This is a genomic window from Streptomyces sp. NPDC057302, from assembly GCF_042667685.1.
Lineage (GTDB): Bacteria > Actinomycetota > Actinomycetes > Streptomycetales > Streptomycetaceae > Streptomyces.
Map to the genome: position 1 here is coordinate 1 of NZ_JBHUZJ010000037.1, position 22227 is coordinate 22227.

Genomic DNA, 22227 nt, shown 5'->3' on the forward strand with positions numbered 1-22227 from the left:
CGACGACGGCGACCACCGCCACCCAGGGAAGTGCCCGCCCCACACCGGAGAGCCGCCGCAGATCGCGCGTCCCCGCCGCGTGGTCGACGATCCCGGTGACCAGGAACAGCGGCGCCTTGAACAGGGCGTGTGCCAGGAGCATCGCGATGGCCGCGAGCGCGACGTCGTACGAGCCGTCGCCCGCGAGCACGATCAAGAAGCCGAGCTGGCTGACGGTCCCGTACGCGAGCACGAGCTTGAGGTCGTTCAGCCGCAGCGCGCGCCAGCCGCCGAGCAGCATCGTCGCCGTGCCCAGCGTGAGCAGCACCGGCCGCCAGGGTGCGGCGTCCGCGAACGCGGGGGCGAGGCGCGCCACCAGGTACACGCCCGCCTTCACCATCGCCGCCGCGTGCAGATAGGCGCTGACCGGGGTGGGCGCGGCCATCGCGTTCGGCAGCCACAGACTCAGCGGCCACACCGCCGACTTGGCGAGCGCCCCAACGAGGATCAGCACCAGGGCGGCCGAGAGCGTGCCGCTCGCCGCGGGCGGCGACTCCAGGATCCGGGAGATCCGGTACGTGCCCGCCAAGTGACCCAGCATCAGGAACCCGACGAACATGGCGAGTCCGCCCACCGAGGTCACGGTCAGTGCCTGGAGCGCCGAGCGGCGGCTCGCGCGCTTCTCGCTGTCGTACCCGATCAGGAGGAAGGACAGGACGGTCGTCAGTTCCCAGAACAGGTACAGGATCATCAGGTCGTCGGCGAGGACGAGCCCCAGCATCGCTCCGGCGAAGGCGAGGAGGTTGCCGCCGAACGCCCCCAACTGCCGTGTCCCCGGAGGGAAGTAGCTCACGCAGTACAGGAGGACGAGCGCCCCGATCCCGGCGGCGAGCAGCACCATCACCAGGGCCAGCGCGTCGAGCCGGAACGCCACGTCGACGTCGTACGCCTCGATCCACGTCCACGCCTCGCCGCGCGCTCCGCCGCCCGTCACCGTGCCCCACTGGCAGAGCGCCCATGCGAGCGCGGCCGCGGGGGGTACCGCGAGCCCGACGAAGGCGCGCGGGCCGAAGCCGCGGACGAGCGGGGCGGCGCAGAGCGCGACGACGAAGTGGGCCAGGACCAACACGGTCATGGGTCATGCATATCGGCAAGTAAGCGACATATAGGGTGGGCGCGCCGAGGAACGGTGCGGGGCGCCGCCGAGCGGTTGCCTACTCAGGGAGCGGCTCGCGGTTTCTCAGTAGCCGCGCAGGGCTTTCCAGTCGTCCTCGAGGATGGAGTACTGGACGATGTCGTGCCACACGCCGTCGACATGGCCGTAGTGCCGCAGCCGGCCCTCCCGGACCATGCCGGCCTTCTCGATGGCGCGCTGCGCCGCGATGTTGGACGGCATGAAGCCCGACCAGATGCGGTGCAGGCCGAGCCGGTCGAAGCCCAGGACGCCCAGCAGGAAGCCGATTTCGACGCTGTGGCCGACGCTGACCCGGTCGGCGCGCAGCGCCAGGCCCACCTCCGCGCTGCGGTAGCCGACGCGGACCATGCCGCCCTCGGCCGACTGGTCCTCGACGATGAGCTTCGCGGAGCCGATCAACTCACCCGTGGCGATCTCGCTGACGCCCAGCCGGTAGTGGGAGCGCGGCGTCCGCCGGGCGCCTTCCCTCGCCTGCTCGACCAGCGCCGCCGCGTCGGGGCGCCGGAAGGGCGGCATGCCGAACTCGCGGGTCGTGCGGGGGTCGCCGAAGATGTCGAGTACGCCGTCGACGTCGCTGGGCAGGAACTCCCGCAGTCGCAGCGTGGCACCTTCGATGAGTACGGCACGCTGCTCGGACACGGGCGGTGGCCGTTCGTCGAGCCGTGTCTGGCGCGGCTCTCGCGGCGCCCACAAGGGTGTTTGCTCCCGCTCGGCTTCCAGGCGTTCCGTCATGTGCTGACTCCTTGGTGATGTTCCGTCGGGCCGAACGACACACGTGTGACCCAGAGTGGTTTGCGCGCACGGAGCGCAGGAAGGAGGTTGGCCAGCGGCAGGAGCCACCCGCAGAGGAAGCCCCGGCCCCGGGGTTCGCGCACCGCGCGCACGGCCTTGATGTTCGGGTGCACCGCCCGCAGCTTCCGCTGTTCCGCCGGTGTCATCCCCCAGAGCATCGGCGGCGGCCGGTACCCGGCGGGGTACTTCCACCGGCCCTGTTCGGTGCGGGCGGCCATCCAGGCGGGCGGGGTGTCGAAGACCAGCTCGGCTCCGGGGAAGCGGGCGGCGCAGTCCTCGATGAGCCGGTGGACCACGTCCCGCGGGAGGTACATCAGCATTCCCTGGGCGAGGATCAGCACTCCGCGTGAGGCGTCGACCTCGTCCATCCACCGGGTGTCCGTGGCCGAACAGGGCAGCGTGCGGTGGCGCGGCGCGTCCGGCAGCAGCCGCTGCCGCAGCGCGGCGACCTCGGGCAGGTCGACCCCGAGCCAGTGGACCCTGCCGTTGTCGACCCGCCAGAACTGCGTCTCCAGGCCTTCCCCGAGCGAGACGACCGTGCCGTCCGGGTGGTCGTCGAGGAAGCGGCGCACCACGCGGTCGTAACAACGCGCGCGTACGGCCATTCCTTGCGCCAGGCCCCAGTTGCCGGTGCCGAACCGCCGCTCGAAGGGGTAGTCGACGGCGTCGATCACCTCGATGGCCTTCGGGTCGAGCAGTGCCGAACCGGGGTCCTTTGCGGCCAGAGCGCGATGGTGCAACGTCCACAGCGTCGTCTCGGCGACGCCGTCCAGCTGGGCCTGCCGCTTCTGTCCGTCCATCCGGCGATGTTCACAACACCGGCGGCGGCCCAGCAAGGAGCATCACTCCTCCGAGCGCATAGATCACTCCTTCAGTTGGGATTTCCCACCGCGCCGTTCCCGCCCTCAAACCTCCCGATCACGTCAACTTGCCGCACGGCCGCATCACCCTGCCGTGCCGCCCCACGCTGGTCAGTTGGACCCGCAGAAGTTCTATGGACATGCACGATGAGGTTTTGACACGGCGAGACCCCCCGGCCCACGCATCGAACGAGTGGCCGACGCCTCCTAGGCGGGCTGTTCCACCACGACATCGCGAGGGACCGGTCCTCGCGCCAGGATGTAGAGGAACAGCACGGCCATGACGGCGACGCCTGCCCACATGGCTTGTTGCCAGCCGTCGACGAACGACTCCTGGGCGGCGCGGATCAGCTCCCGGCCATGGGTACCGGCGCCGTCCGCGGCGCCGATGGCGTTCGCGACGCCTTCGCGTGCGGTGTCGGCCGCGCCCCGGGGAACGCCTTCGAGCCGGGAGTCGATGGCGCCGCGGTAGCCGGAGGACAGCAGCGCGCCGAGCAGGGCCACGCCCAGCGCGGTTCCGAACTCCCGGGTGACGTCGTTGAGCGCGGAGGCGACGCCCTGGCGCTCACGCGGCAGGGAGCTGGTGATGGCCTCCGTCGAGGGAGTCATCGCCAGGCCCATACCGGCCCCCATGGCGAGCATGCCGGGGAGTACGGAGAGGTAGCCGCCGCCGACGGAGACGAAGGAGGCCATGAGGGCAAGGCCCACCCCTGCCAGCAGGATCCCTGACGCCATGGTCGAGCGGGCGCCGACGCGGGCGGCCAGCTTGGGGGCCAGGCCCGAAGTCATCATCATCAGCACGGCCATGGGCATCAGCGCCACAGTGGAGAGCAGACCCGACCAGCCGAGCACGGCCTGGAAGAACGGGAAGAGGACCACGAAGATGCCCGCCTGGACACCGAACACCACCAGGAGCGTGATCGAACCGCCGGCCGGCGAACGCTCGCCGAACAGCCGCACGTCCAGGAGCGCGGCATCCCGGCGGCGCAGTTCCCAGACCACGAACCCGACGGCGGCGACGGCGCCGACACCGAGGCTGAGCAGGGTCACGGGGGCGGTCCAGCCCCGCTCGGGGCCCTCTTGCAGTACGTAGATGAGCCCGACCACCGCGACGACGGAGGTCAGCGCGCCGACGGTGTCAAAAGCGTGCACGAGCTTCTCGCGGGAGTTGGGAACGGACCGCAGTGCCATGACGAGGGCCACGACGACCAGCGCTACGGGCAGGACGAACAGCCAGCGCCAGCTCGCCGCGTCGACCAGGGCGGCGGAGAGGAACATGCCCAGGATGCCGCCGCCTCCGGCGACACCGGTCCACACGCCGATCGCCCGGCCGCGCTCCTCCTGGGGGAACGTGGAGGTGATGACGGCCAGGGTGATCGGCATGATCATCGCCGCGCCGACACCGCTGAACAGCCGTGCGGCGAGCATGACTTCGGCCGAAGTGGCGAGCCCTGCCACCACGTTGGCGACGCCGAAGAGGGTCAGCCCCGCGAGCAGCATGGGCTTGCGGCCCCAGCGGTCACCGAGCGCGCCGAGCGGCAGGAGCAGCGCGGCCAGGCTGAGCGTGTAGATGTTGATGATCCACAGAATGGTGCTCTGCGAGGCGCCGAAGGCGATGGCTAGGTCGGGCTGGGCGACGTTCAGCCCGGACACGGAGGCGATCACCGCCATCAAGGCGATGCAGACGGCGATCAGAATGGTGCGGCGCCGGCGCGCGTCCGGTACGACCTCGCCAGTTGGGCCACTGGGACTGGGATCAGCCGTGCTCACCTGCGGAGGCTGGTTCGTACTCATGGATTCCTCTCCAAGGGCATGCGGACACCAGCGCCGGATCAATCGACGGGCGGCGCCGGTGTGGTGGGGCGAGGTCAGGCGGGGTTGTTCAGGTCCGGGTGATTCCGCGCTGCGCGGCGGCGAGGGCCGCGTCGGTGTCGGCGGTCGCCAGGTCGGCATTCATGCGGGCGCCGGCCAGCGCACCCGCCGCGGCGGAGGCGCCGACCTGGGCGGACAGGTCGGTGGCGTTGCCGGCCACCCACACCCCCGGCACATCGGTGATGCCGGCCGCGCCGGTGGCGAAGTGGCGGCCCATACCGCCGGGCAGGTCCTGCATCGCCAGCCCCAGTTCCGCCAGGCCTTCGGTGCGGGCCCGCATGGTGGTGGCGACGGCGAGGACACGCCGGGCGACCAACTGACCGTCCCCCAGGCGTACGCCTGCGATGCCGCCGTCCTGCGAGGCCACGACCTCGGTCACCGGGGTGTCGACGACGCGGATGCCGCGCGCGGAGAAGCGCGCGCGGGTGTCCTCGTCCAGTTCGGTGCCGCGGGTGAAGTAGGCGAGGTCGTCGGTCAACTGACGGAACAGCAGGGCGTGGTGGACGGAGGCCGGACCGACGGCGAGGACGCCGATGGGCTCGTCGCGCACCTCCCAGCCGTGGCAGTACGGGCAGTGCACCACCCCGCGTCCCCAGTGCTGGGCAAGGCCGGGCACGTCGGGCAGGACGTCGCGCAGTCCGGTGGCGACCAGCAGGCGGCGCGCCGACAGGGTGCCGCCGTCGGTGAGGCTGACCGTGAAACGCAGGTCGCCGTCGGCATCGGGTCCGGCCGGAGCAGCGGAGGCGACCTCCCCGGTCACCACGAGGCCGCCATAGCCGCGTACCTCCTCGCGTCCCTTCCGCAGCAGTTCGGCGGGCGGGGTTCCTTCGAGGCCGAGCAATCCGTGCACGCCGTCGGCGGGGGCGTTGCGCGGGGTGCCGTTGTCGATCACGACGACCGTACGGCGGGAGCGGGCGAGCATCAGCGCGCCGCTCAGGCCCGCGGCGCCGCCGCCGATCACCACGGCGTCGACGGTCTCGCCCGGCAGTCGGTCGGTCATGCGGGCGGCAGTGGTCCGGGGCGCGTGCGCGGCGGTAGTTGTCGCGCTCGCGGCGGTGGTCATCGCACTCGCGGCGGTGGTCGTCGCACTCGCGGCGGTGCTCGTCGCATTCGCGGCGGTGGTCGGGGACATGGCGTCGCACCTCTCCTTCGCGTCCTTCGCGCGAGCCCCCGGCGGTTCGGGGGCCGTGCTCACGACGATAGGCACGCCTTGCGGTCAGGGCATACAATGTTGCCTATGACGCAAGACAATGGCGAGATGGACAGCCTGGTACGCAAACGGATCCGGGCCCTGCGTGTGGCGCAGGGCTGGTCCCTGGAGGAACTGGCCACCCGCGCATCGGTCAGCCAGTCCACGCTCAGCCGCATCGAGAACGGCCAGCGCCGCCTGGCCCTGGACCAGCTCGTCACCCTCGCCCGGGCCCTGGACACCTCGCTGGACCAGCTCGTCGAGACGGCCACCGACGACGTCATCAGCAACCCGGCGATCGACGGAGCCCACGGACTCATGCGCTGGCCGATCAAGGCCGAGCCCGGCATGAGCGTCGTACGCCAGCGCATGACGAACCCACCGCCCGACAACCCCTCCCGCATGCGCGCCCACCCGGGCCGCGAGTGGCTCGTGGTTCTGTCCGGCACCGCGGTCCTGCTGCTCGGCAACCGGCGCCTTCGCATCGAGACCAACCAGGCGGCGGAGTTCCCCACGATGCTCCCGCACGCCATCGGCGCCGAGGGCGGACCCTGCGAGATCCTCGGAATCTTCGACCGCGACGCCCGCCGCGGTCACCAGCGCGAGGACAGCGGCGACAGCGGCGACGGCGGCCGATCCCGGACGTGACGTGTCCGGCGGCGACGCCCGTCGGTTGCGCGTACGGCAGCGCGGTCGGCCATCTTCTTGCGCACTCCGGGATCCATGGTGTCGCCACGGCATGATCGACTTAGCGTCGCTGTCATGACCCACACTTCCCCGCACGCAGCCCACGCCCACGCCGACACCCACCACCGTCCGCAGCACCAGCCGGTCGCGGACGACCAGGCGGAGATCCTCGACCTGGACGCGGAGGTGCTCGCCGAGCACATCGCGTCCATCGCCGCGTGGCTGCCCCTCGATGAGGAGCCACGCCACATCGTGGACCTGGGGTGCGGGACGGGCGCCGGCACCTTCGCTCTGCTCGCGCGCTTCCCTGGAGCCGAGGTGACCGCCGTCGACACGTCGAGCGGCCATCTGCACCGGCTGCGGGCACGGGCCGACGCGCTCGGGGTGGGCGACCGGGTGCGTACGATGACCGCCGATCTCGACGCGGACTGGCCCGAGCTCGGCGAGCCCGGTCTGGTGTGGGCGTCGGCGTCGATGCACCACATGGCCGACCCCGACCGCGCCCTGCGCCGCGTCCACGACGTGCTCGCGCCCGGTGGTCTGTTCGCCGTCGTCGAGCTGGCCGACTTCCCGCGCTTCCTGCCCGCCGACGCTCCGAAGGAGCGGCCCGGCCTCGAGGACCGCTGCCACGCGGCCCTCGCCCACCACGACGCCGAGCATGTGCCGCACCGCGGTGCCGACTGGGGCCCCAAGCTGGCCGCCGCCGGGTTCACCGTCGAGGGCGAGCGCACGATCACCGTGAACGTCGAGGGCTCGCGCGACGAGGCCGTCGGCCGCTACGCGCTCAGCAGCCTGAAGCGTGTGCGCGCGGGCGCCGTCGACACCTTGGCCCCGGACGATCTCCAGGCCCTCGACCAGCTCCTCGACACCGAAAGCCCTCTCAGCATCCTGCGGCGCGGCGACCTCGCGGTGCGCACCGAACGCAGTGTGTGGGCGGCACGGCGCGCCTGAGGGGCCTGAGGGGCCTGAGGGGAGGGAGGATTCGGGGCCGAGCGGGCCGGAGCCGAGGCATCCGCCTGGCCACCCCGGACGACATCGCCCAACTCACGCGGCTGCCTACTCACCTCACCGCGCCGGACACGAGAAGGGCGGGCCCGCCACGTGCGAACGGAAACGGGCCCACCCACAGCGTCCTCGGGAACGCATGCGGCCACCGTACGATCACCCGCGCCACCCCGCATGCCGAGCACCCACCTCAACCCCGCCGGAGGGAGCGGCCGTCGTACGCGCAGGCGCCCCGTAGCGAACTGTGCGGCGACGGGTGTCGATCCTGAGCCTGCTGCTTCTTCGCAGGTGGGCCACTACATCGGCGCGGGCCCGCCGACCACCGACACGACGTCCTCGTCGACTACTTCGAGCCCTTTGATCAGCCAGAAGCGCCCGTCCATGGCAGTACCGGCACCCGTGGTGTAGGCCATCACCCTCAGCACCATCCCCCCGGAGGCGTCCGTGCGCAGCTCTGCCTCCGTGACCACGTCGTCGGCGAAGCGCAGCACCAGTTCGATCGTCCACGGAGCGGCCGCGAACGCGTCAGGGTCGGCCAGTCCCTGGATGCGGCAGCGGGCGCCGGGGAATAGGTGGGTGTGACCACAGTCAGCGAGGAAGGCATCCTCTTCGACCGGTCCGGTGGCGTCCTGATCCACGATCCAGCTCCGAGACACACGGGGGCGACGGGCTCACAGACTGTCTGACGCGGTGGGCGGGAAACGGCATCGCATGGCCGGCCTGTTTCCGCCGTCACCCGGACGGATCCGTTCCAGATCACGGCAACGAGCCAGGGATCTCTGGCTCTCTATGTGAGACGGCGCGCCGGGATCTCCGCGGGTTGCTTATGGTGGTGCGCATGTTCGGACCCGCCCGTCAGCTCGCTCTCGCGCTCTTCGCGGCCACGCCGTGGAGCGTCGACGACGCGCTCTGTCGCCGCTGACGCCTCGCTCCGCGCTCACGCGAGCACCGCCCGTCCGATCCGCCCTCCCGTTCCCGGAGACCCCCTTGACCACCGCTGCCGACGCCGAGGCGCCGCCCAGGGCCGCCCTGCTCACCCCTGCCCCCACCTCCACCCCCGCCCCTGCGACCGAGGCGTCGCCGCCGGTCCGGCGGGTGCCGCTGGCGGTGGCCTGCGCCATCGGCGCCGCGCTCACCGGGTACGTCTTCGCGGAGCACGGGGCCAAGCCCGGCGTCCTGCTGCTGCTCGGCATCGGACTCGGGTTCGCCCTGTTCCACTCCCGGTTCGGCTTCACCTCCGCCTGGCGGCAGTTGGTGGCCGTCGGCAACGGCACCGGGCTGCGCGCCCACACCCTGCTGCTCGGCACCACCGCGACACTCTTCGCCCTGATCATCGGTACCGGCAGCGGCCTGTTCGGCTCGGTGCCCGCGCCCAGCGCCGGGCCGATCGGGGTGGCCCTGCTCGTCGGCGCCTTCCTCTTCGCCATCGGCATGCAGCTCGGCGGCGCCTGCGCCTCCGGGACCCTCTTCGCCGTCGGCTCCGGCCAGGGCACCATCGTGCTCACCCTCCTCGGCTTCATCACCGGCTCCACCCTCGCCGCCTGGCAGTTCGGCCTCTGGAACGATCTGCCCGCGCTCGACCCGTATGTGCTGTCCGACCACATCGGCTGGTTCGGCTCCTGGGCGGTGACGATCGCGGCGCTCGCCGGGATCTGGCTCATCGCCCGCGCCGTGCAAGCCCGCCGCACTCCCCCGCCGGTCGGCAGTCCGCCGTCCGCGCGGGGCGTCCTGCGCCGTACGGTGCGGGGTTCGTGGCCGCTGGCCGCGGGCGCCGTGGTGCTTTCGGTGCTCGGCGCCGGCGTACTGCTCGTCTCGGGCGGCGCCTGGGGCGTCACCAGCGCGTTCGCCCTGTGGGGCTCGAACGTCGTGGACGCGCTGGGCGGCGCGCCTCAGACCTGGGCGTTCTGGCAGCAGCCCGACAGCGCGGCCCAGCTGTCGGGGCCGGTGCTCGCCGACAAGAACAGCCTCACCGACATCGGCATCATGGTCGGCGCGGCCGTCGCCGCGGCCGCAGGCGGCGTGTGGCGGTTGCACCGCGCCATCCCCGCCCGCACAGCGCTCGCCGCCGTGATCGGCGGCATCCTGATGGGCGTCGGCGCCCGCCTCGCGGGCGGCTGCAACATCGGCGCCTACCTCGCCGGCATCGCCTCCGGATCCCTGCACGGCTGGATCTGGGCCGCCGTGGCGATCCTCGGCACCTGGGCCGGACTGCGGCTGCGCCCGCTGTTCGGCCTGGGCAACCCGAAGCCGACGGACAGCGTCTGCTGACCGTGCGCCTCAGTGATGCTGCGTCATGTGGGCGAGGGTCTGCGTGGCGCTGTCGGGGGCGAAGGCGCTGTTGATGCCCTCGGCCGCGCCTTCGGCGGCTTCGATCGATCGTGGCAGGAGGGTCTCCTCGTACGCGGTGATCGCTTGGTCGATCGTGGGGTTGTCGACGAGAGCACGCGCGAGGTCCGCGCCGTCGAGCATGGCGAGGTTGGCGCCCATCCCCGAGAAGGGGGACATGAGGTGGGCGGCGTCGCCGAGGAGGGTGAGGCCGGGTGTGTGGGGCCAGGTGTGCGGGACGGGCAGGGCGTACAGGGGGCGGTTGGTGTAGCCGGTGTCGGTGCCGGTGATGAAGCCGAGCAGCTCGGGGCTCCAGCCGGCGAACTCGTCGAGCAGGGCTTCGCGTACGGCGGCGGTGTCGGTGTCGGTGAGGTCGACGCCTGCCTGCTGGTGCCAGTTCTCGTCGGTACGCAGGCCTACGTAGACGCGGATGTGTCCGCCGCTGTTGCGCTGGGCGACGAAGCCCCGGTTGTCGTCGAGGGCCATCATGGTGCCGTCGCCGGTGAGTTCGGCGAGGACGGGGTGGTGGCGGTCGGCGTCATTGAAGCCGGTCTCGACGAAGGTGACTCCGGTGTAGACGGGCTCGGCGTCGGACAGGAGGCGGCGGACCCGGGACCAGGCGCCGTCGGCGCCGATGACGAGGTCCGCGTCGGCGGTCGTCCCGTCGGCGAAGTGGAGGCGGTGGGTGCCGTCTTCGAGGGGCGCGACGCGGGTGAGTTTGTGATCCCAGCGCACGGTGTCCGGCTTGAGGGAATCGAGGAGCAGGTCGCGCAGTTGGCCGCGGTCGATCTCGGGGTTGCCCTCGGTGGCTTCGGACGTGGGCGGGGCGGTGTCGGACGTCGGCGGGGCGGTGTCGGCCGGGGGCGGGACCGCGTCGAACAGGATCCGGCCGTCGCGTCCGACAAGGCGCATCTGCTGGCCCTCGGGGCGCGCCTCGGCCAGGAATTCGTCCAGCAACCCGGCTTCTTTCAGGGCGTGTTGGCCGGAGCCGGGATGCATGTCGAGGGTGCCGCCCTGGTCGCGTGCGGTGCGGGAGGCGTCGGCGTCGTAGACGGTGGCGGTCACGCCGTGCTCTTGCAGGATGCGGGCGCAGGTCAGGCCGCCGGGGCCGGCGCCGATGATCGCGATGCGGGGTGCGGGTGTGGGTGCGGGTGTGGTGTTCATGGTCGTCCTCGGTTCGTGCAGCACAGCCGTGCCGTGCCGCCGGGGTGCGTGGGGTGTGGGTGTTCTTCTGCGGGTTGCTCGCAGTGGTCGGGTCAACTGGCCGTGGTGGCAGGGCTCTTGTCAGGCTGCTCGCTGCCCGGCCGCGGGCCGGCCTTCTTCAACGGGACTTCGACGACCCGGAGTGCGGCGACGAAGGCCAGGGCACACAGGATCGCGGCGGCGAGGAAGATCTGGTGGGTGCCGTCGGCGACCGCGGTGAGGTAGGCGTCCTTGGCGCCGGCGGGCAGCCTGGAGGCGGCGGATGCGCCGTCGGTCGGGATGCCGCCGCCCATGCCTGACAGGTGGGGCTGGACGGCGCGGGTGAACATCGAGCCGAAGACCGCGATGCCGAGCGAACCGCCCAGCGTACGGAAGAGGTTCACCGAGCTCATCGCCGCGCCCATGTCCCGCATGGCGACGCTGTTCTGCGCGATCGTGCTCGCCATCTGCAAGGTGAAGCCCAGGCCGATGCCGACGAGCACCATGTAGAGCCCGGTCGACAGCCGTGAGGTGCCGGTGTCCATGGTGGCCAGCAGGGCCAGGCCCGCCGTCAGGAACCCCGTACCGAGCACGGGGAAGATCTTGTATCTGCCGGTGGCGGACATGACCTTGCCCGCGAGCGTGGACACGATCACCACCGGGATCATCATGGGCAGCATCAGCAGCCCGGAGTTGGCGGCCGACGCGCCCTGGACGGTCTGCTGGAAGAGGGGCAGGTAGAGCCCCGTACCGAACATGACCACGCCTGCGGCCAGGATCATCGCCACCGCGAGCGGGAAATTGCGATGGCCGGTGAACACCGACAGGGGCACCAGCGGCTCACCGGCGCGCTTCTCCGTGCGGATGAACAGGGCGAGTCCGCTCACGGCTACGGCACCCAGGGCGAGGATCTGCCAGGAGCCCCACGGGTAGGTGGTGCCCGCCCAGGTGGCGGCAAGCACGATGGCGCCGATGGAGACGCTCAGCAGGGCGATCCCCGCCCAGTCGATCGATGCCTTGATGCGCCGGGCGGGCACGTGCAGCTTCAGCCACAGCCACACCAGGGCGAGCAGGCCGAGCGGCAGGTTGATGTAGAAGGCCCAGCGCCAGTCCCAGTGACCGGCGATGAACCCGCCGAGCAGCGGGCCGCCGATGGTGCCGATGGCCATGACCGAGGCGGTCATGCCCTGATACCTGCCGCGCTCCCTGGGCGGCACGAGGGCGGCGATCAGGGCGAAGGCGCCCGCGCCGATGCCACCGGCTCCGACGCCCTGCAGCGCCCGGAAGGCGATCAGCCCGGTCATGGACTGGGCGGCGCCGCACAGCGCGGAGCCGACGATGAACACGGCGATCGAGGCCAGATACAGGGGCTTGCGGCCGAACAGGTCGCCGAACTTGCCCCAGATCGGGGTGGTCACCGCGGTGACGAGTGTGTACGCGGTCACGACCCAGGACATGTGCTCGAGCCCGCCCAGGTCACCGACGATCGTGGGCATCGCGGTACCCACGACCATGTTGTCGAGCATCGACAGGAGCATGGCGAGCATGACGCCGAGCAGCACCCAGCGCACGTTCTTGGGCATGATCACCCCTTTCGGAGGTGAGGAAGAGAGGCGCAGAGGCCCGGGAGGAGAGGGGGGCCGGGCAAGTGCTTCACGGCCGCTGTTCCAGAAAAGCACATCAGCTCACTAAGTGCAACGACTCAACTTTTGGAGCTGGGCAACCTACGAGTAGAGTGTGGGTATGACCGACACCGACACTGAGGCCGGGACCCCATCGGCGCCGATGGGACGCCGCGAGCGCAAAAAGGCCGCCACCCGCCAAGCCATCGCGGATGCGGCCCTGCGCCTGTTCCTGGAGCGCGGGTACGACGACGTGGGCATCCGCGAGATCGCGGAGGCCGCGGACGTGTCCACCACCACGCTGTTCAAGCACTTCCCGGTCAAGGAAGCGCTGGTCTTCGACGAGGACGCCGCCCAGGAAGCCCGCCTGCTCGCCGCCGTGCGCGAGCGGCCCCGGGACCAGTCCATCCCTGCGGCGCTACGCGACCACGCGCTGCGCTACCGCTTGGCGGGCGCGGGCGGCGACGACCGCTTCACCGCGTTCTTCGACCTGGTCAACACCACCCCGGCCCTGCGCGACTACGTACAGAACATGTGGCTGCGCCACACCGACGCACTGGCCCGCGTCATCGCCGACGAGAGCGGCCTGCCCGCGGACGATCCCGGCTGCACCGCCCTGGCCCACTTCACCCTCGAGGCCCCCCGCGCGGCTCGCGGCCACGGCGACCCCCGCCAGGCCATCAGCCGCGCCTTCGACCTCCTGGAGAACGGCTGGCGCGCTCCGGCCTGAGGCTCCTGCGGCCGGCCCCGAGCTTCAGGCCACCGAAGTGGTGGCCTCTCCCGCCGGGCCGCTGTCCTCGGGCGAGTCCCCTTCCGGGCCCAGCGGGCGGCCCTCCCACACCAGGGCGTGCCAGCCCTCGTCGGGCGAGCCCGTGAGGACGACGACTCCCGTGTTGGCCAGCGGGTGACTCGCAGCGAATGCCACGTCCACGTTGACCGCCCGAGCCGCCACCCACATCCGGATCGCGGCACCGTGGCTGACCATCGCCACCGTCTCCGCTCCCGTCGCGGCCGCCTCGGCCACCACCGCGTCGAAGCGGCCCAGCGCCTCCACGCCGTTCTCGCCACCGGGCATCCGGCGCTCGGTGTCGCCCCCGGACCAGGCGAAAGCGGCGGCGAGGTAGTCGGCGGCGGCCTCGGCGTCGCCCCGCATCTCCAGGTCGCCGGCGATCAGCTCCCGGATTCCGTCCCGGACCTGGGCCTCCAGGCCCGTCGCGGCGGCCAGGGGCGCGGCGGTCAGCTGGGTGCGCAGCAGAGTGGAGACGTACAGGGATTCGATCTTCTCCGCGGCCAAGGCCTGCGGCAGCGCCGCCGCCTGGTCCTGCCCCAGCGACGTCAGTCCCGGGCCCGGCGCGCCGGTGTCCAAGAGGTGCTTGACGTTGGACGGGGTCTGACCGTGACGTATGAGCAGCAGACGCATGCGGGAACTACCTCCAGTGGACGGAACAAGCCCTTCCACTCTGCCACCGAAGGCCGCCGCCCCGACACACGGGCGGGCCCGGCGCGCTGCTCGTACGCTCCCGGGCGGCATTCTCTGCAAGTGGCCGCCGCCCGGGGCCGACGGCTCAGGCAGTACGCCGCGGTCGCCTCGCGGTCGTCTTCTTGTCGGCGGTCTTCTTGTCGGCGGTCTTCTTCGCCGTGGAGGATTTCGTCGCCTCGGAGGACTTCTTCGCCGCAGCGGTCTTCTTCGCCGCCGCGGTGGTGGTGGTTTTGGCCGCCGCCTTCTTCGTGGCCTTCTTGGCCGCGGTCCTCTTCTTCGGCATCTCGTGGACAGTCGCGTCCTTGCCGTCCTTGCCGTCCTTGCCCTCCTTGCCGCTCTCGCCACGGGCCGACCGAGCCTTCTGTACGGACTCCTGGAGTGCGGCCATGAGGTCGAGGACCTGCCCTTCCGGTGCTTCCTCCTCTTTCGCCTCCGGCGGCTTCTTTCCCCCGGCCTTCGCCCGGATGATCTGTTCCAGGGCTTCGGTGTAGCGGTCGGTGGCCCACTCCTGGTCGGCGATGCCGTCCGTGGTCATGGAGTCGATGAGCAGGATCGCCCGGTCGATCTCCTCCTCGTCCAGGTCCATCGCCTTGGGGGCCAGTTCCTCGGGATCCCGGACTTCGTCGTCCCACTTCATGGCGTGCAGCAGGATCACGTCGTCCTGTACGCGCAGCAGGCCCAGCCTCTCGCGCCCGTGCCACGCGAACTTCGCGACGGCGGCCTTGCTGTTCCGCTCGAGGGCTTTGCGCAGGAGCGTGTAGGGCTTGTTCGCGACCTGCCCGTCGGCCTGGAGGTAGTAGCCCTCGCCGATCCGGATCGGATCGATCGATTCGTAGGGCACGAAACCGGCGATCTCGATCGCCTTCGCGGTCGGGAGCGGCATCTCGTCGAGCTCGGCGTCGGTGACCGCGACGATCGTGTCTTTGCTGACCTCGAACCCCTTGCCGATCTCGGCGTTCGTGAGCTGCTTGCCGTCGAGGTCGCAGATCTTCCGCGTTCGCACCCGGCTCATGTCCTCCAGGTGGTACTGGTGGAACGAGATCGAGTGGTTCTCGGTGGCGGGCAGCACCTTGATCGGGATCGTGACCAGGCCGAACGAGATCGCACCGGACCAGACAGGGCGGGGCATGAGGTACCTCCGTTGCAGCCCCGAGAGCACCAGACTAGGAGCGGCGACGGCCGACGGCACGCGGAGCGCTCATCCGCCGGTCAGGCGGCGAAGACCTGGCTCGATGACGAATTCGACGCCTGCCGTGTGCAGCCGCTCGGCGAGCTCCTGGAAGGCGGGGATCGCCAGGATCAGACCGAAGTGCGGTACCGGGCGGCACCGGGACGTCGTGGCCGTCGACCGGATTGTGGATGCGCTGGGCGCGCTCCGGTGCGAGGTGGGTGACGAACTGGTGGCCGTGCAGATTCCAGTCCCCCAGGTGTCCGCGCTGCGTCTCTGCTCGCCGTCGAGGCCTGGCCGACGAGGTCGCGGACCGCATCCGCGAGGCCATCTTCAGCGGCGCCTGCTTCCCCGGCGCGCAACTGCGCGAGGTGGAGCTGTCCGGCGAGATGGACGTCAGCCGCGGCCCGGTGCGCGAAGCGCTGCGCCTGCTGGAGCGTGAGGGTCTGGTCCACTGCGCGTGGCACCGGGGTACGACGGTGGCGACTATGTCCGCCGAGGACGTCGACGAGATCGACGGCCTGCGCGGCGCCCTGGACGACCTCGCCGTCCGTCAGGTGATCGCCCGCGCCTCGGAAGACGATCTCGCGTCCATCGCGAAGACGGCCGACATGATGGACCGGGGCGCGGACGCGCACGAGATGGTGCGCCTGGACATCGCCTTCCACGACGCGGTGTTCGCCGCCGCCAGGCACCGGCGCCTCGCCGATGCCTGGGACGGCATCCGGTGCCAGGTCCACCTGTTCCTGCTGACCCGGATCGGTGGCCGCAGCACCACGGGCCATCTCAACTGCGTCCCGCGCGAGCACCGCGGGCTCGTCGCCGGACGTGCCCCGGTGGCGTGTTTCCGCCCCATCTCGTGACCCTGGCCCGTTAACCCATCCGTACCGCTCCGCTAACATGATCGAACTCACAACGAGTGCCGTGATCGCCCGTACTTCACCGGAAATCCTGCTATCTAGCACGAAGAGTGAGCTATTAACTAACATCTAACAAATCGGCCAAACCATTGATATCTATAGCATCTCAAGTGTTTTCGCGAAAAAACGTCAGAATGGTGTTCGCCGCGTGGCGTCAGCCGCGGGCGTTGCTGTGGACCGCGGCAGCCCTGGTGGCCCTCGGGTTCCTCGTCGCACTGGAGATCGCCGCGCGTCACTACGGCGTGCAGGGGCCGATCGCGAACCAGGTGCGCGAGGTGGTGTTCGCCCCCAAGTCGGGGCCGCTGCTGTACGCCTCCATGGCGTTGATGATGGTGGTCCTCACCTGGCGGCAGCGCTTCATCGCGATGGGTACGGCGGTCGGCATCGACATCGTCTTCTTCCTGGTGCGGTGGGCCGTCGACGCCGAGATGATGTTCGGCAACGGCGCGTTGTGGGTGATGATGGGCTGCGCGGTCATCGCCGTCACACGCCGTACCGGCTCGGAGCGCGTTCTGCTCCTGAAGGGCGTCGGGCTCGGCCTGCTCCTGGTGGCCGGCCGTAAGACGGGCGACATCTGGCTGCTCATCACGTCGAAGACCCGTCCCACGGTGCTCGACCAGTACGTGGCGACCGCCGATCACGCGCTGGGCAACCCCTCGTGGGTGGTGGGCAGGCTGGTCAACGCCACCGGGCCGATCGGCGCCCACGTTCTCGACTACGTCTACATCCAGCTCGCGGTGGCCGCGGTCATCGTCGCGCTGTACCAGCTGCGCAACGTGGCGGTCGAGCGGCGCTTCCCGGGCCACCATCTGGTGCGCACGTTCCTGGTCATCGGTCTGCTCGGGCCGGCCATCTACATGATCTTCCCGGTGGTCGGACCGATCTTCACCTACGGCACGGGCGCCTTCGGCACCGGCGGCGAGCACTGGGCGCTGGCCAACCTGTGGCCGCACACACCGCCGCCGATCGCTGCCCCGCACGCGATACCGTTCGACGAGATCACCCCGCGCAACTGCATGCCCAGCCTGCACACGGCGTGGGCGACCACGATCTTCATCCACTCCCGCAAGGGCCCACGACTCCTGCGCTACGCAGGCGTGTTCTGGCTGGTGGCCACGCTGGGCGCGACGCTGGGATTCGGCTATCACTACGGCGTGGACATCATCGCCGGTGTGGTGTTCGCGTTCACCATCGATGCGGCGCTGCGTGCGCTCGACCGTGGCTGGGACCGCTCGGGCATTCAGCTGGTCGCCTACGGCACAGCGGTCTTCACCCTGCTCCTGGTGTCGTATCGCTATCTGCCGATGCAGATGGCCAGGCACCCCGAGGTGTTCGGGCCGCTTCTCGTTCTGGCGACGGCCTCGGTGGTCTACGGCTACATGCGGACCACCAGGCTGTGGGAGCCGAAGGCCGCACCCGTACAGCAACCGGAGCCACAGCCCGAACTGGTGTGAGGCACGGTGCGGCAGGGGGCGGGCCCCCGGAGAGGATCAGCGCTCCAACTCCCCCAGGGGGTCCGCCGAGGCAGGAGCGGCGGCCAGGACGATGACGTTGCGGGCCATGACCGTCGCCGACCGCAGCACCTCCTGACCGGCGGCCGTCCGGCGTGCGGCCTCGGCTTCGTCGATCCAGACGAGGGGGTCCGGCCAGGCGGGCTCCTGCGTGACGGGCCCTGCGGGCATGGGACCCGACAGATCCGCGGTGACGGCGAACGGCGTCGGGGCGCGCAGCGTTGCCCGCGTGTCGCCCCCGCAGAGCACGGCGTAGGACGTCGGCGCCATCGCCTCGCTGTCCACGATGCGCACCACGGGAAGCTCGAACCCGCTCTCCGCGAGTGTCTGCGCGCGCAGGCGTCTGATCTCGTCCAGCAGGATCCCGCCCTGGTCGGGGTCGCAGGCCGGTACGAGTTCCTCGCCGACCACCAGGGCGACCGGAGCCAGCTCCATCCCCAGCCGGAACGCGGCGAGGTCCAGGGCCGAGGCCTCCTCCGTCATCCCTCCGGCGTGGGCGAGCCGCGCCAGGGACTCGGTCACCAGCAGGGCCAGTTCCTGGTCGTCAAGGCCGGACATCAGGTCGAGGACGTATTCCATCTGGTCCTGGGCCTGGTCCAGGAGTCCGTCGTCCATCGCCCACTCGGCCAGCCGGCACCGGCACCGGACCGCTTGGCCGAGGTCGCCGAGGCCTTGCCAGGCTTGGGCCGCCTCGATCAGGGCGGCGTTGGCCTCTTCGGACCTGCCCGACTCGCGCAGGAGCGCCGCCTCCGAGTGCAGTGCCATCGCCGCGAGCTCCGGGTTGCCGCGCTTGACTTCGATCACGCGGCTGCACCTGACCCATTCCAAGGCCGCCGCACAGTTCTCCGGGTGCCACAGGAGTGCCAACGCCCGTGCGGCCTCCACTTGGCCTTCCGGGTCCTTGGTGGCCCCGTACCCCTCGAACGCCTGCTCCCAGACCTGCCGGGCCTCGTCGACGTGCTGCCCTCCGCACTGGCTCAGGGCTCTGCCCAGGTGGGCGCGTGCGGCGGCTTCGTCGTGCGCGTTGCGCGTGTTGTCCAGGGCGCGGCGCAGCATGGCTACCGCGCCCTCGGCGTCACCCCGCATCAGCTTGTCGTCGGCCCAGCTGCGCAGGAGGTTCACGACGGAGTGCCGCTGGCCGGCCTGCGTCATCAGCTGTTCCGCCTCGCGCAGCCGGCCGTCGGCGGTGTCGGGGTGGTCGTCGTGGGCGGCGCGGGTAGCGAGGAGGAGCGCCTTGCACATGGCGTCGTTGCACAGCTCGGCATCTCTGTAGGCCCTGTCCCAGGCGGCCTTCGCCTCCTCCACCCGGTCCGGCATCTTGAAGTAGATGGCGGCCAGGAGCCGCCCGGTGGCGCACAGACCCCGCACTCCCTGTACCGAGCCGCTGATCTCCAAGGAGTGCAGGGCGAGCTGCCGCGCGGTCTCCAGTTCGTCGCGCTGGCAGAGGATGTCCGCCATGTCGTGCAGCACCGCCGCTTCGTGGAGGGGTGCGTGAGCCGTTTCGTAGATCTCCTTCGCCTCGCGCAGCATGGTGAGGGCCTCGTCGCTGCGGTCGGTGGCGAAGAAGAGGTTGTAGGCCATCTCGGAGAGGACTCCGGCTCGCTGGCTGCGCCGCTCGCGCTCGTTCGGGTTGGTCTCGTCCGAGGCGACCCGCAGAGCCGAGCGGTAGGTGTGTTCGGCCTCCTCGAACCGGCCGACCGCCGCCGCCATGCCGGCGAGTTGGGTGAGCGCGAAGGCCCGTACGCCGTGGTCGCCGGTGCGCTCCCCCAGCTCCAACGCCTCGCGCAGCTGGGCCTGCGACTCCTCGGGCGGGCCTTGGGAGCCATGGTGGAAGACCATGCCGTTGAGGAGCGCCGCGCGTAACGCCGCCAGCTCGCGGGACGCGTCGTCCAGTGGACCGGGCAGGGGCGCGGGCACCTGGTCCAGCGCCTGCCGGAACAGCTCGTGGGCCCGTGCCATCTCGCCCAGTTCGGCCAGGGCGACGGCCTCCACGTGCAGCACTTTGGCCTCGGTCCGGCGCCTGGGGTCTTCGGCGCAGAAGTCGGCGACCGTCCGGAAGCGGCTGCGTTCCAGCCAGGCCGTGCCGAGTTGGTGCGCCGTCTCGGTGACGAGACTCCGGTGCCGGCCGGCGGCCGCGAGGCGGTGTACCTCTTGCAGGTACTGCTCGCGGCTGGGCCCGCGGGGCAGATCAAGCCGCTCCACGTCGTGCCACAGGGCGTCGGCCGCGCTCCGCGCGTGAGCGGTCTCGTCCACGGGGCGGTGCTCGGTGAGCAGGTGTCGGAAGATGGCGGGCACGCGGTAACCGGCCGAGTCGGCCACCTCCGCGCTCTCCAAAAGGCCCAGGAAGAGCGCCCTGTCGCGCAACTCGTCGAGATCGGCTCCGTCGAGATCCAGCAGTTCGTCGAGGACCTCGCGACGTACGGGAAGGCCGTACACCGACACCGATGCGATCGCCTCGCGTTGGCGCGGACGGAGCCTGTCGAGGAGCTCCTGCGCGAGGAGGCTCTCGCGGAACTCACCCTCGCTCGCCCCCACCAGCGCCAGCAGGGCGTCCTCGCCGAGCGCTTGCCGCTCGTCGGCGAGCGTGAACAGGGTCTCCAGAAGCCGGGGGTTGCCGTCGGCGGCCTCCCGCAGGCTCTGTTCCAGCGGCTTCGGCACCTTCCTCGTCTCCGTCATGCGCCGTACCTTCTTGGCCACATCGGCCTCGGGCAGCCGGGCCAGCGGGACGTCGACGAAGTCGTCCTTGAAGATGTTCAGCGGATAGCGGCTCGTGATCAGCACCACGTGTTCGCGGTTGGCTTCGCGGACCGCCTCCATCAGGTCTTCCAGGACCCGCACGGCGCCGGGCGCGAGCCGTGCCTCGCCCTCGCCGTCGAACGCGGGGCGCTCGGTGGGCTCCTGGTCGGCGCTCTGGTCGTCCCAGCCAAAACCGGGACGCACGGAAGGCTGCCAGCGCTCTTCGGGCCGGTAGTTCTCCTCGAACTCGTCGAGCACTATCAGAAGCCGGTCCACGTTCGACAGGAAGCGGTAAAGGCGTTCGCGCAGCGAACCGCCGCGGGAGGCCTGAAGATGGCCGCTCTGCGTGTCCAGCGCCTCCAGCAGCGCGCTCTCCGTCAGACGCCCCACCACGACGGCGTCCTCGAAGCCGATGGCCCGCTGCCGCAATCGGTTCGCCAGGCTCGATTTCCCTGCTCCGCCGATACCGTGCACGACGAGCCCGACCAGCCGTCCGTCGGACTCGGGGATCTCCTGGTGCAAGAGCGTCAGACATCTCTGCACCTCGATCCTTCGGCCGACGAAACGCTCCGGTGGGCAGACGGGCACCTGTTCCCGACGGTCGAGGAATCCTTTGGTCGGCCGACGGCGCCGCAGGGGCGCCCGGCCCGGGGTACGCGCGGGCGTGACCAGCGGCGGGGGCGGGTCGGGGCGGGTGTACAGGCGCAGCAGATGCCACTGCGGATTCTCTGCCTCCGCCAAGGCGCGCTGAGCTCTGGCCAGTGCGTGGGCCGGATCGAGACCGGCGCCCAGCTCCTTGTACAGCTCGGCGCACGCCTTGCTCGCGGTCACGTCCTCCACGACCCGCCCCCACGCGAACACCGCGGAGACCCCTGACTCCACCAACTGCTGAGCAAGGGAGGGCAGTTCGGCGCGTCGCTGAGCTTCGCCGGTGCGGCACGCGGAGAGGAAGACCACGGGCGGGACATGGACCAGAGCCCGGCGGATCTGCTGGGCGTCGAGAGGGCGGGGCCGGCCGAAACGGTCCTCGAAGAGGAAGTACGCACCTGTTTCGCCATGACCCGCGTGGCCGGTCAGGTGCACCACATCGACGTCGTCGCGTACGCGGGTGTGGTCTTCCAGCTCGCTGATGTCGCCGCTCTCGACCGTGCTCAGGCGATGCCCCCGCCTCACGGCGTTCAGGATCAGCGACTCCTCCTGCTCGAAGTCGAGGACCGGCTCGATCTCCTTGGGCGACGCGGCCAGGAACACCGTGTGCAATGGGCGGTTCTGCGGCGGGCGTTCGTCGGCGGCGCGGCTGCCGACGGATGGCGTACGCACGACGACGAGCGTGGGGCCGTCGCGCTGGAGCAGAAACCCCGTGCCGTCGTGCAGCAGTTCCCAGGGCAGGTGGTGGAGCGGTCCGTAACTCGTGGACACGGCAAGGACGACGAGGGATCCGTGCCCCCGCAGCTCCTCCAGGGGGCGGCCGAGACAGCGCGTGGGGCCGTCGATCGCTTCGTAGAGATGGCGACCGGTGTCGGCCAGGTCGGCGGGCCTGGCCGTGTAGTAGCCGGCCTCGGCGCGGGCGAGCAGGTCGTCGAGCGTGCCGGGATCCAAGCGGTGCTCGGTGGGATGCGGGGAGCCCTCCAGGCTCACCCGCACGGCCACGCCCCGGGAGAGGGTGCCGGCCAGTTCCACACGCAGTACGGATGTCGCCATGGC

17 protein-coding genes are annotated in these 22227 nt (G+C 70.9%); 6 read left to right on the forward strand and 11 right to left on the reverse strand.

The genetic code is table 11. The annotated features are described in order from the left end of the window. The 5 genes from ACFUPX_RS24480 to ACFUPX_RS24500 all read right to left on the reverse strand — a co-directional run. Positions 1-1114, reverse strand: a 1114-nt coding sequence (locus tag ACFUPX_RS24480) for a proton-conducting transporter membrane subunit (RefSeq protein WP_383326392.1), incomplete at its 3' end; no start/stop codon positions are given. A 105-nt stretch (positions 1115-1219) separates the two neighbouring features. Further along, positions 1220-1906, reverse strand: a complete 687-nt coding sequence (locus tag ACFUPX_RS24485) for a GNAT family N-acetyltransferase (RefSeq protein WP_383326396.1) — start codon at positions 1904-1906, stop codon at positions 1220-1222. Next, positions 1903-2766: a class I SAM-dependent methyltransferase gene (locus tag ACFUPX_RS24490; protein ID WP_383326399.1), complete on the reverse strand. Its 864-nt coding sequence runs from the start codon at positions 2764-2766 to the stop codon at positions 1903-1905. Before ACFUPX_RS24490 ends, ACFUPX_RS24485 begins: the two co-directional genes overlap by 4 nt. Before the next feature lie 267 nt (positions 2767-3033). Next, the gene (locus ACFUPX_RS24495) at positions 3034-4620 is read right to left on the reverse strand and encodes an MFS transporter (protein WP_383326402.1); all 1587 of its coding nucleotides are present in this window, start codon (positions 4618-4620) and stop codon (positions 3034-3036) included. 88 nt (positions 4621-4708) lie between these two features. Next, positions 4709-5698 (reverse strand): NAD(P)/FAD-dependent oxidoreductase, encoded by a 990-nt coding sequence (locus ACFUPX_RS24500; RefSeq protein ID WP_383326602.1) that lies wholly within the window; start codon positions 5696-5698, stop codon positions 4709-4711. 237 nt (positions 5699-5935) lie between these two features. Between ACFUPX_RS24500 and ACFUPX_RS24505 the strand changes: the two genes are divergently transcribed. Both ACFUPX_RS24505 and ACFUPX_RS24510 read left to right on the forward strand, forming a co-directional pair. Then, positions 5936-6535 carry a helix-turn-helix domain-containing protein gene (locus tag ACFUPX_RS24505; protein ID WP_383326405.1) on the forward strand — a complete coding sequence of 200 codons (600 nt, stop codon included), beginning with the start codon at positions 5936-5938 and terminating at the stop codon, positions 6533-6535. Positions 6536-6649: 114 nt separating this feature from the next. Next, positions 6650-7525, forward strand: a complete 876-nt coding sequence (locus tag ACFUPX_RS24510) for a methyltransferase (protein ID WP_383326408.1) — start codon at positions 6650-6652, stop codon at positions 7523-7525. A gap of 350 nt (positions 7526-7875) precedes the next feature. Here the strand turns inward: ACFUPX_RS24510 and ACFUPX_RS24515 are convergent, their stop codons facing one another. Beyond that, the gene (locus ACFUPX_RS24515) at positions 7876-8217 is read right to left on the reverse strand and encodes a hypothetical protein (protein WP_383326411.1); all 342 of its coding nucleotides are present in this window, start codon (positions 8215-8217) and stop codon (positions 7876-7878) included. 349 nt (positions 8218-8566) lie between these two features. On the opposite strand from ACFUPX_RS24515, the gene ACFUPX_RS24520 reads away from it, so the two are divergent. Continuing rightward, complete coding sequence (locus tag ACFUPX_RS24520) at positions 8567-9847, forward strand: YeeE/YedE family protein (protein WP_383326414.1); 1281 nt, start codon at positions 8567-8569, stop codon at positions 9845-9847. A gap of 9 nt (positions 9848-9856) precedes the next feature. Here the strand turns inward: ACFUPX_RS24520 and ACFUPX_RS24525 are convergent, their stop codons facing one another. Further along, complete coding sequence (locus ACFUPX_RS24525; protein ID WP_383326417.1) at positions 9857-11068, reverse strand: FAD-dependent oxidoreductase; 1212 nt, start codon at positions 11066-11068, stop codon at positions 9857-9859. 92 nt (positions 11069-11160) lie between these two features. Then, positions 11161-12669 carry an MDR family MFS transporter gene (locus ACFUPX_RS24530; protein ID WP_383326420.1) on the reverse strand — a complete coding sequence of 503 codons (1509 nt, stop codon included), beginning with the start codon at positions 12667-12669 and terminating at the stop codon, positions 11161-11163. 160 nt (positions 12670-12829) lie between these two features. Here ACFUPX_RS24530 and ACFUPX_RS24535 point away from each other — a divergent pair, with 160 nt between their 5' ends. Then, complete coding sequence (locus ACFUPX_RS24535) at positions 12830-13438, forward strand: TetR/AcrR family transcriptional regulator (RefSeq protein WP_383326423.1); 609 nt, start codon at positions 12830-12832, stop codon at positions 13436-13438. A gap of 24 nt (positions 13439-13462) precedes the next feature. Here the strand turns inward: ACFUPX_RS24535 and ACFUPX_RS24540 are convergent, their stop codons facing one another. Together ACFUPX_RS24540 and ACFUPX_RS24545 are read right to left on the reverse strand one after the other, a co-directional pair. After that, positions 13463-14128 (reverse strand): histidine phosphatase family protein, encoded by a 666-nt coding sequence (locus ACFUPX_RS24540; RefSeq protein ID WP_383326426.1) that lies wholly within the window; start codon positions 14126-14128, stop codon positions 13463-13465. A 145-nt stretch (positions 14129-14273) separates the two neighbouring features. Then, complete coding sequence (locus tag ACFUPX_RS24545) at positions 14274-15317, reverse strand: Ku protein (RefSeq protein WP_383326429.1); 1044 nt, start codon at positions 15315-15317, stop codon at positions 14274-14276. 260 nt (positions 15318-15577) lie between these two features. On the opposite strand from ACFUPX_RS24545, the gene ACFUPX_RS24550 reads away from it, so the two are divergent. Further along, entirely contained in the window at positions 15578-16219 is a 642-nt protein-coding gene (locus ACFUPX_RS24550; RefSeq protein WP_383326432.1) for a GntR family transcriptional regulator, read from the forward strand. A 191-nt stretch (positions 16220-16410) separates the two neighbouring features. Next, positions 16411-17730 (forward strand): phosphatase PAP2 family protein, encoded by a 1320-nt coding sequence (locus tag ACFUPX_RS24555; protein WP_383326435.1) that lies wholly within the window; start codon positions 16411-16413, stop codon positions 17728-17730. Positions 17731-17766: 36 nt separating this feature from the next. On the opposite strand, the gene ACFUPX_RS24560 is transcribed toward ACFUPX_RS24555, so the two are convergent. Then, positions 17767-22224, reverse strand: coding sequence for a CHAT domain-containing protein (locus ACFUPX_RS24560; RefSeq protein ID WP_383326438.1), 4458 nt, complete (start codon positions 22222-22224; stop codon positions 17767-17769). Positions 22225-22227 lie beyond the last annotated feature (3 nt).

Excerpts from the sequence above, each read along its gene's own strand:
- ACFUPX_RS24485 (WP_383326396.1), bottom strand. The coding sequence starts at position 1,906 with ATGACGGAACGCCTGGAAGCCGAGCGGGAGCAAACACCCTTGTGGGCG.
- ACFUPX_RS24490 (WP_383326399.1), bottom strand. The coding sequence starts at position 2,766 with ATGGACGGACAGAAGCGGCAGGCCCAGCTGGACGGCGTCGCCGAGACG.
- ACFUPX_RS24495 (WP_383326402.1), bottom strand. The coding sequence starts at position 4,620 with ATGAGTACGAACCAGCCTCCGCAGGTGAGCACGGCTGATCCCAGTCCC.
- ACFUPX_RS24500 (WP_383326602.1), bottom strand. The coding sequence starts at position 5,698 with ATGACCGACCGACTGCCGGGCGAGACCGTCGACGCCGTGGTGATCGGC.
- ACFUPX_RS24505 (WP_383326405.1), top strand. The coding sequence starts at position 5,936 with ATGACGCAAGACAATGGCGAGATGGACAGCCTGGTACGCAAACGGATC.
- ACFUPX_RS24510 (WP_383326408.1), top strand. The coding sequence starts at position 6,650 with ATGACCCACACTTCCCCGCACGCAGCCCACGCCCACGCCGACACCCAC.
- ACFUPX_RS24525 (WP_383326417.1), bottom strand. The coding sequence starts at position 11,068 with ATGAACACCACACCCGCACCCACACCCGCACCCCGCATCGCGATCATC.
- ACFUPX_RS24530 (WP_383326420.1), bottom strand. The coding sequence starts at position 12,669 with ATGCCCAAGAACGTGCGCTGGGTGCTGCTCGGCGTCATGCTCGCCATG.
- ACFUPX_RS24535 (WP_383326423.1), top strand. The coding sequence starts at position 12,830 with ATGACCGACACCGACACTGAGGCCGGGACCCCATCGGCGCCGATGGGA.
- ACFUPX_RS24540 (WP_383326426.1), bottom strand. The coding sequence starts at position 14,128 with ATGCGTCTGCTGCTCATACGTCACGGTCAGACCCCGTCCAACGTCAAG.
- ACFUPX_RS24545 (WP_383326429.1), bottom strand. The coding sequence starts at position 15,317 with ATGCCCCGCCCTGTCTGGTCCGGTGCGATCTCGTTCGGCCTGGTCACG.
- ACFUPX_RS24555 (WP_383326435.1), top strand. The coding sequence starts at position 16,411 with ATGGTGTTCGCCGCGTGGCGTCAGCCGCGGGCGTTGCTGTGGACCGCG.
- ACFUPX_RS24560 (WP_383326438.1), bottom strand. The coding sequence starts at position 22,224 with ATGGCGACATCCGTACTGCGTGTGGAACTGGCCGGCACCCTCTCCCGG.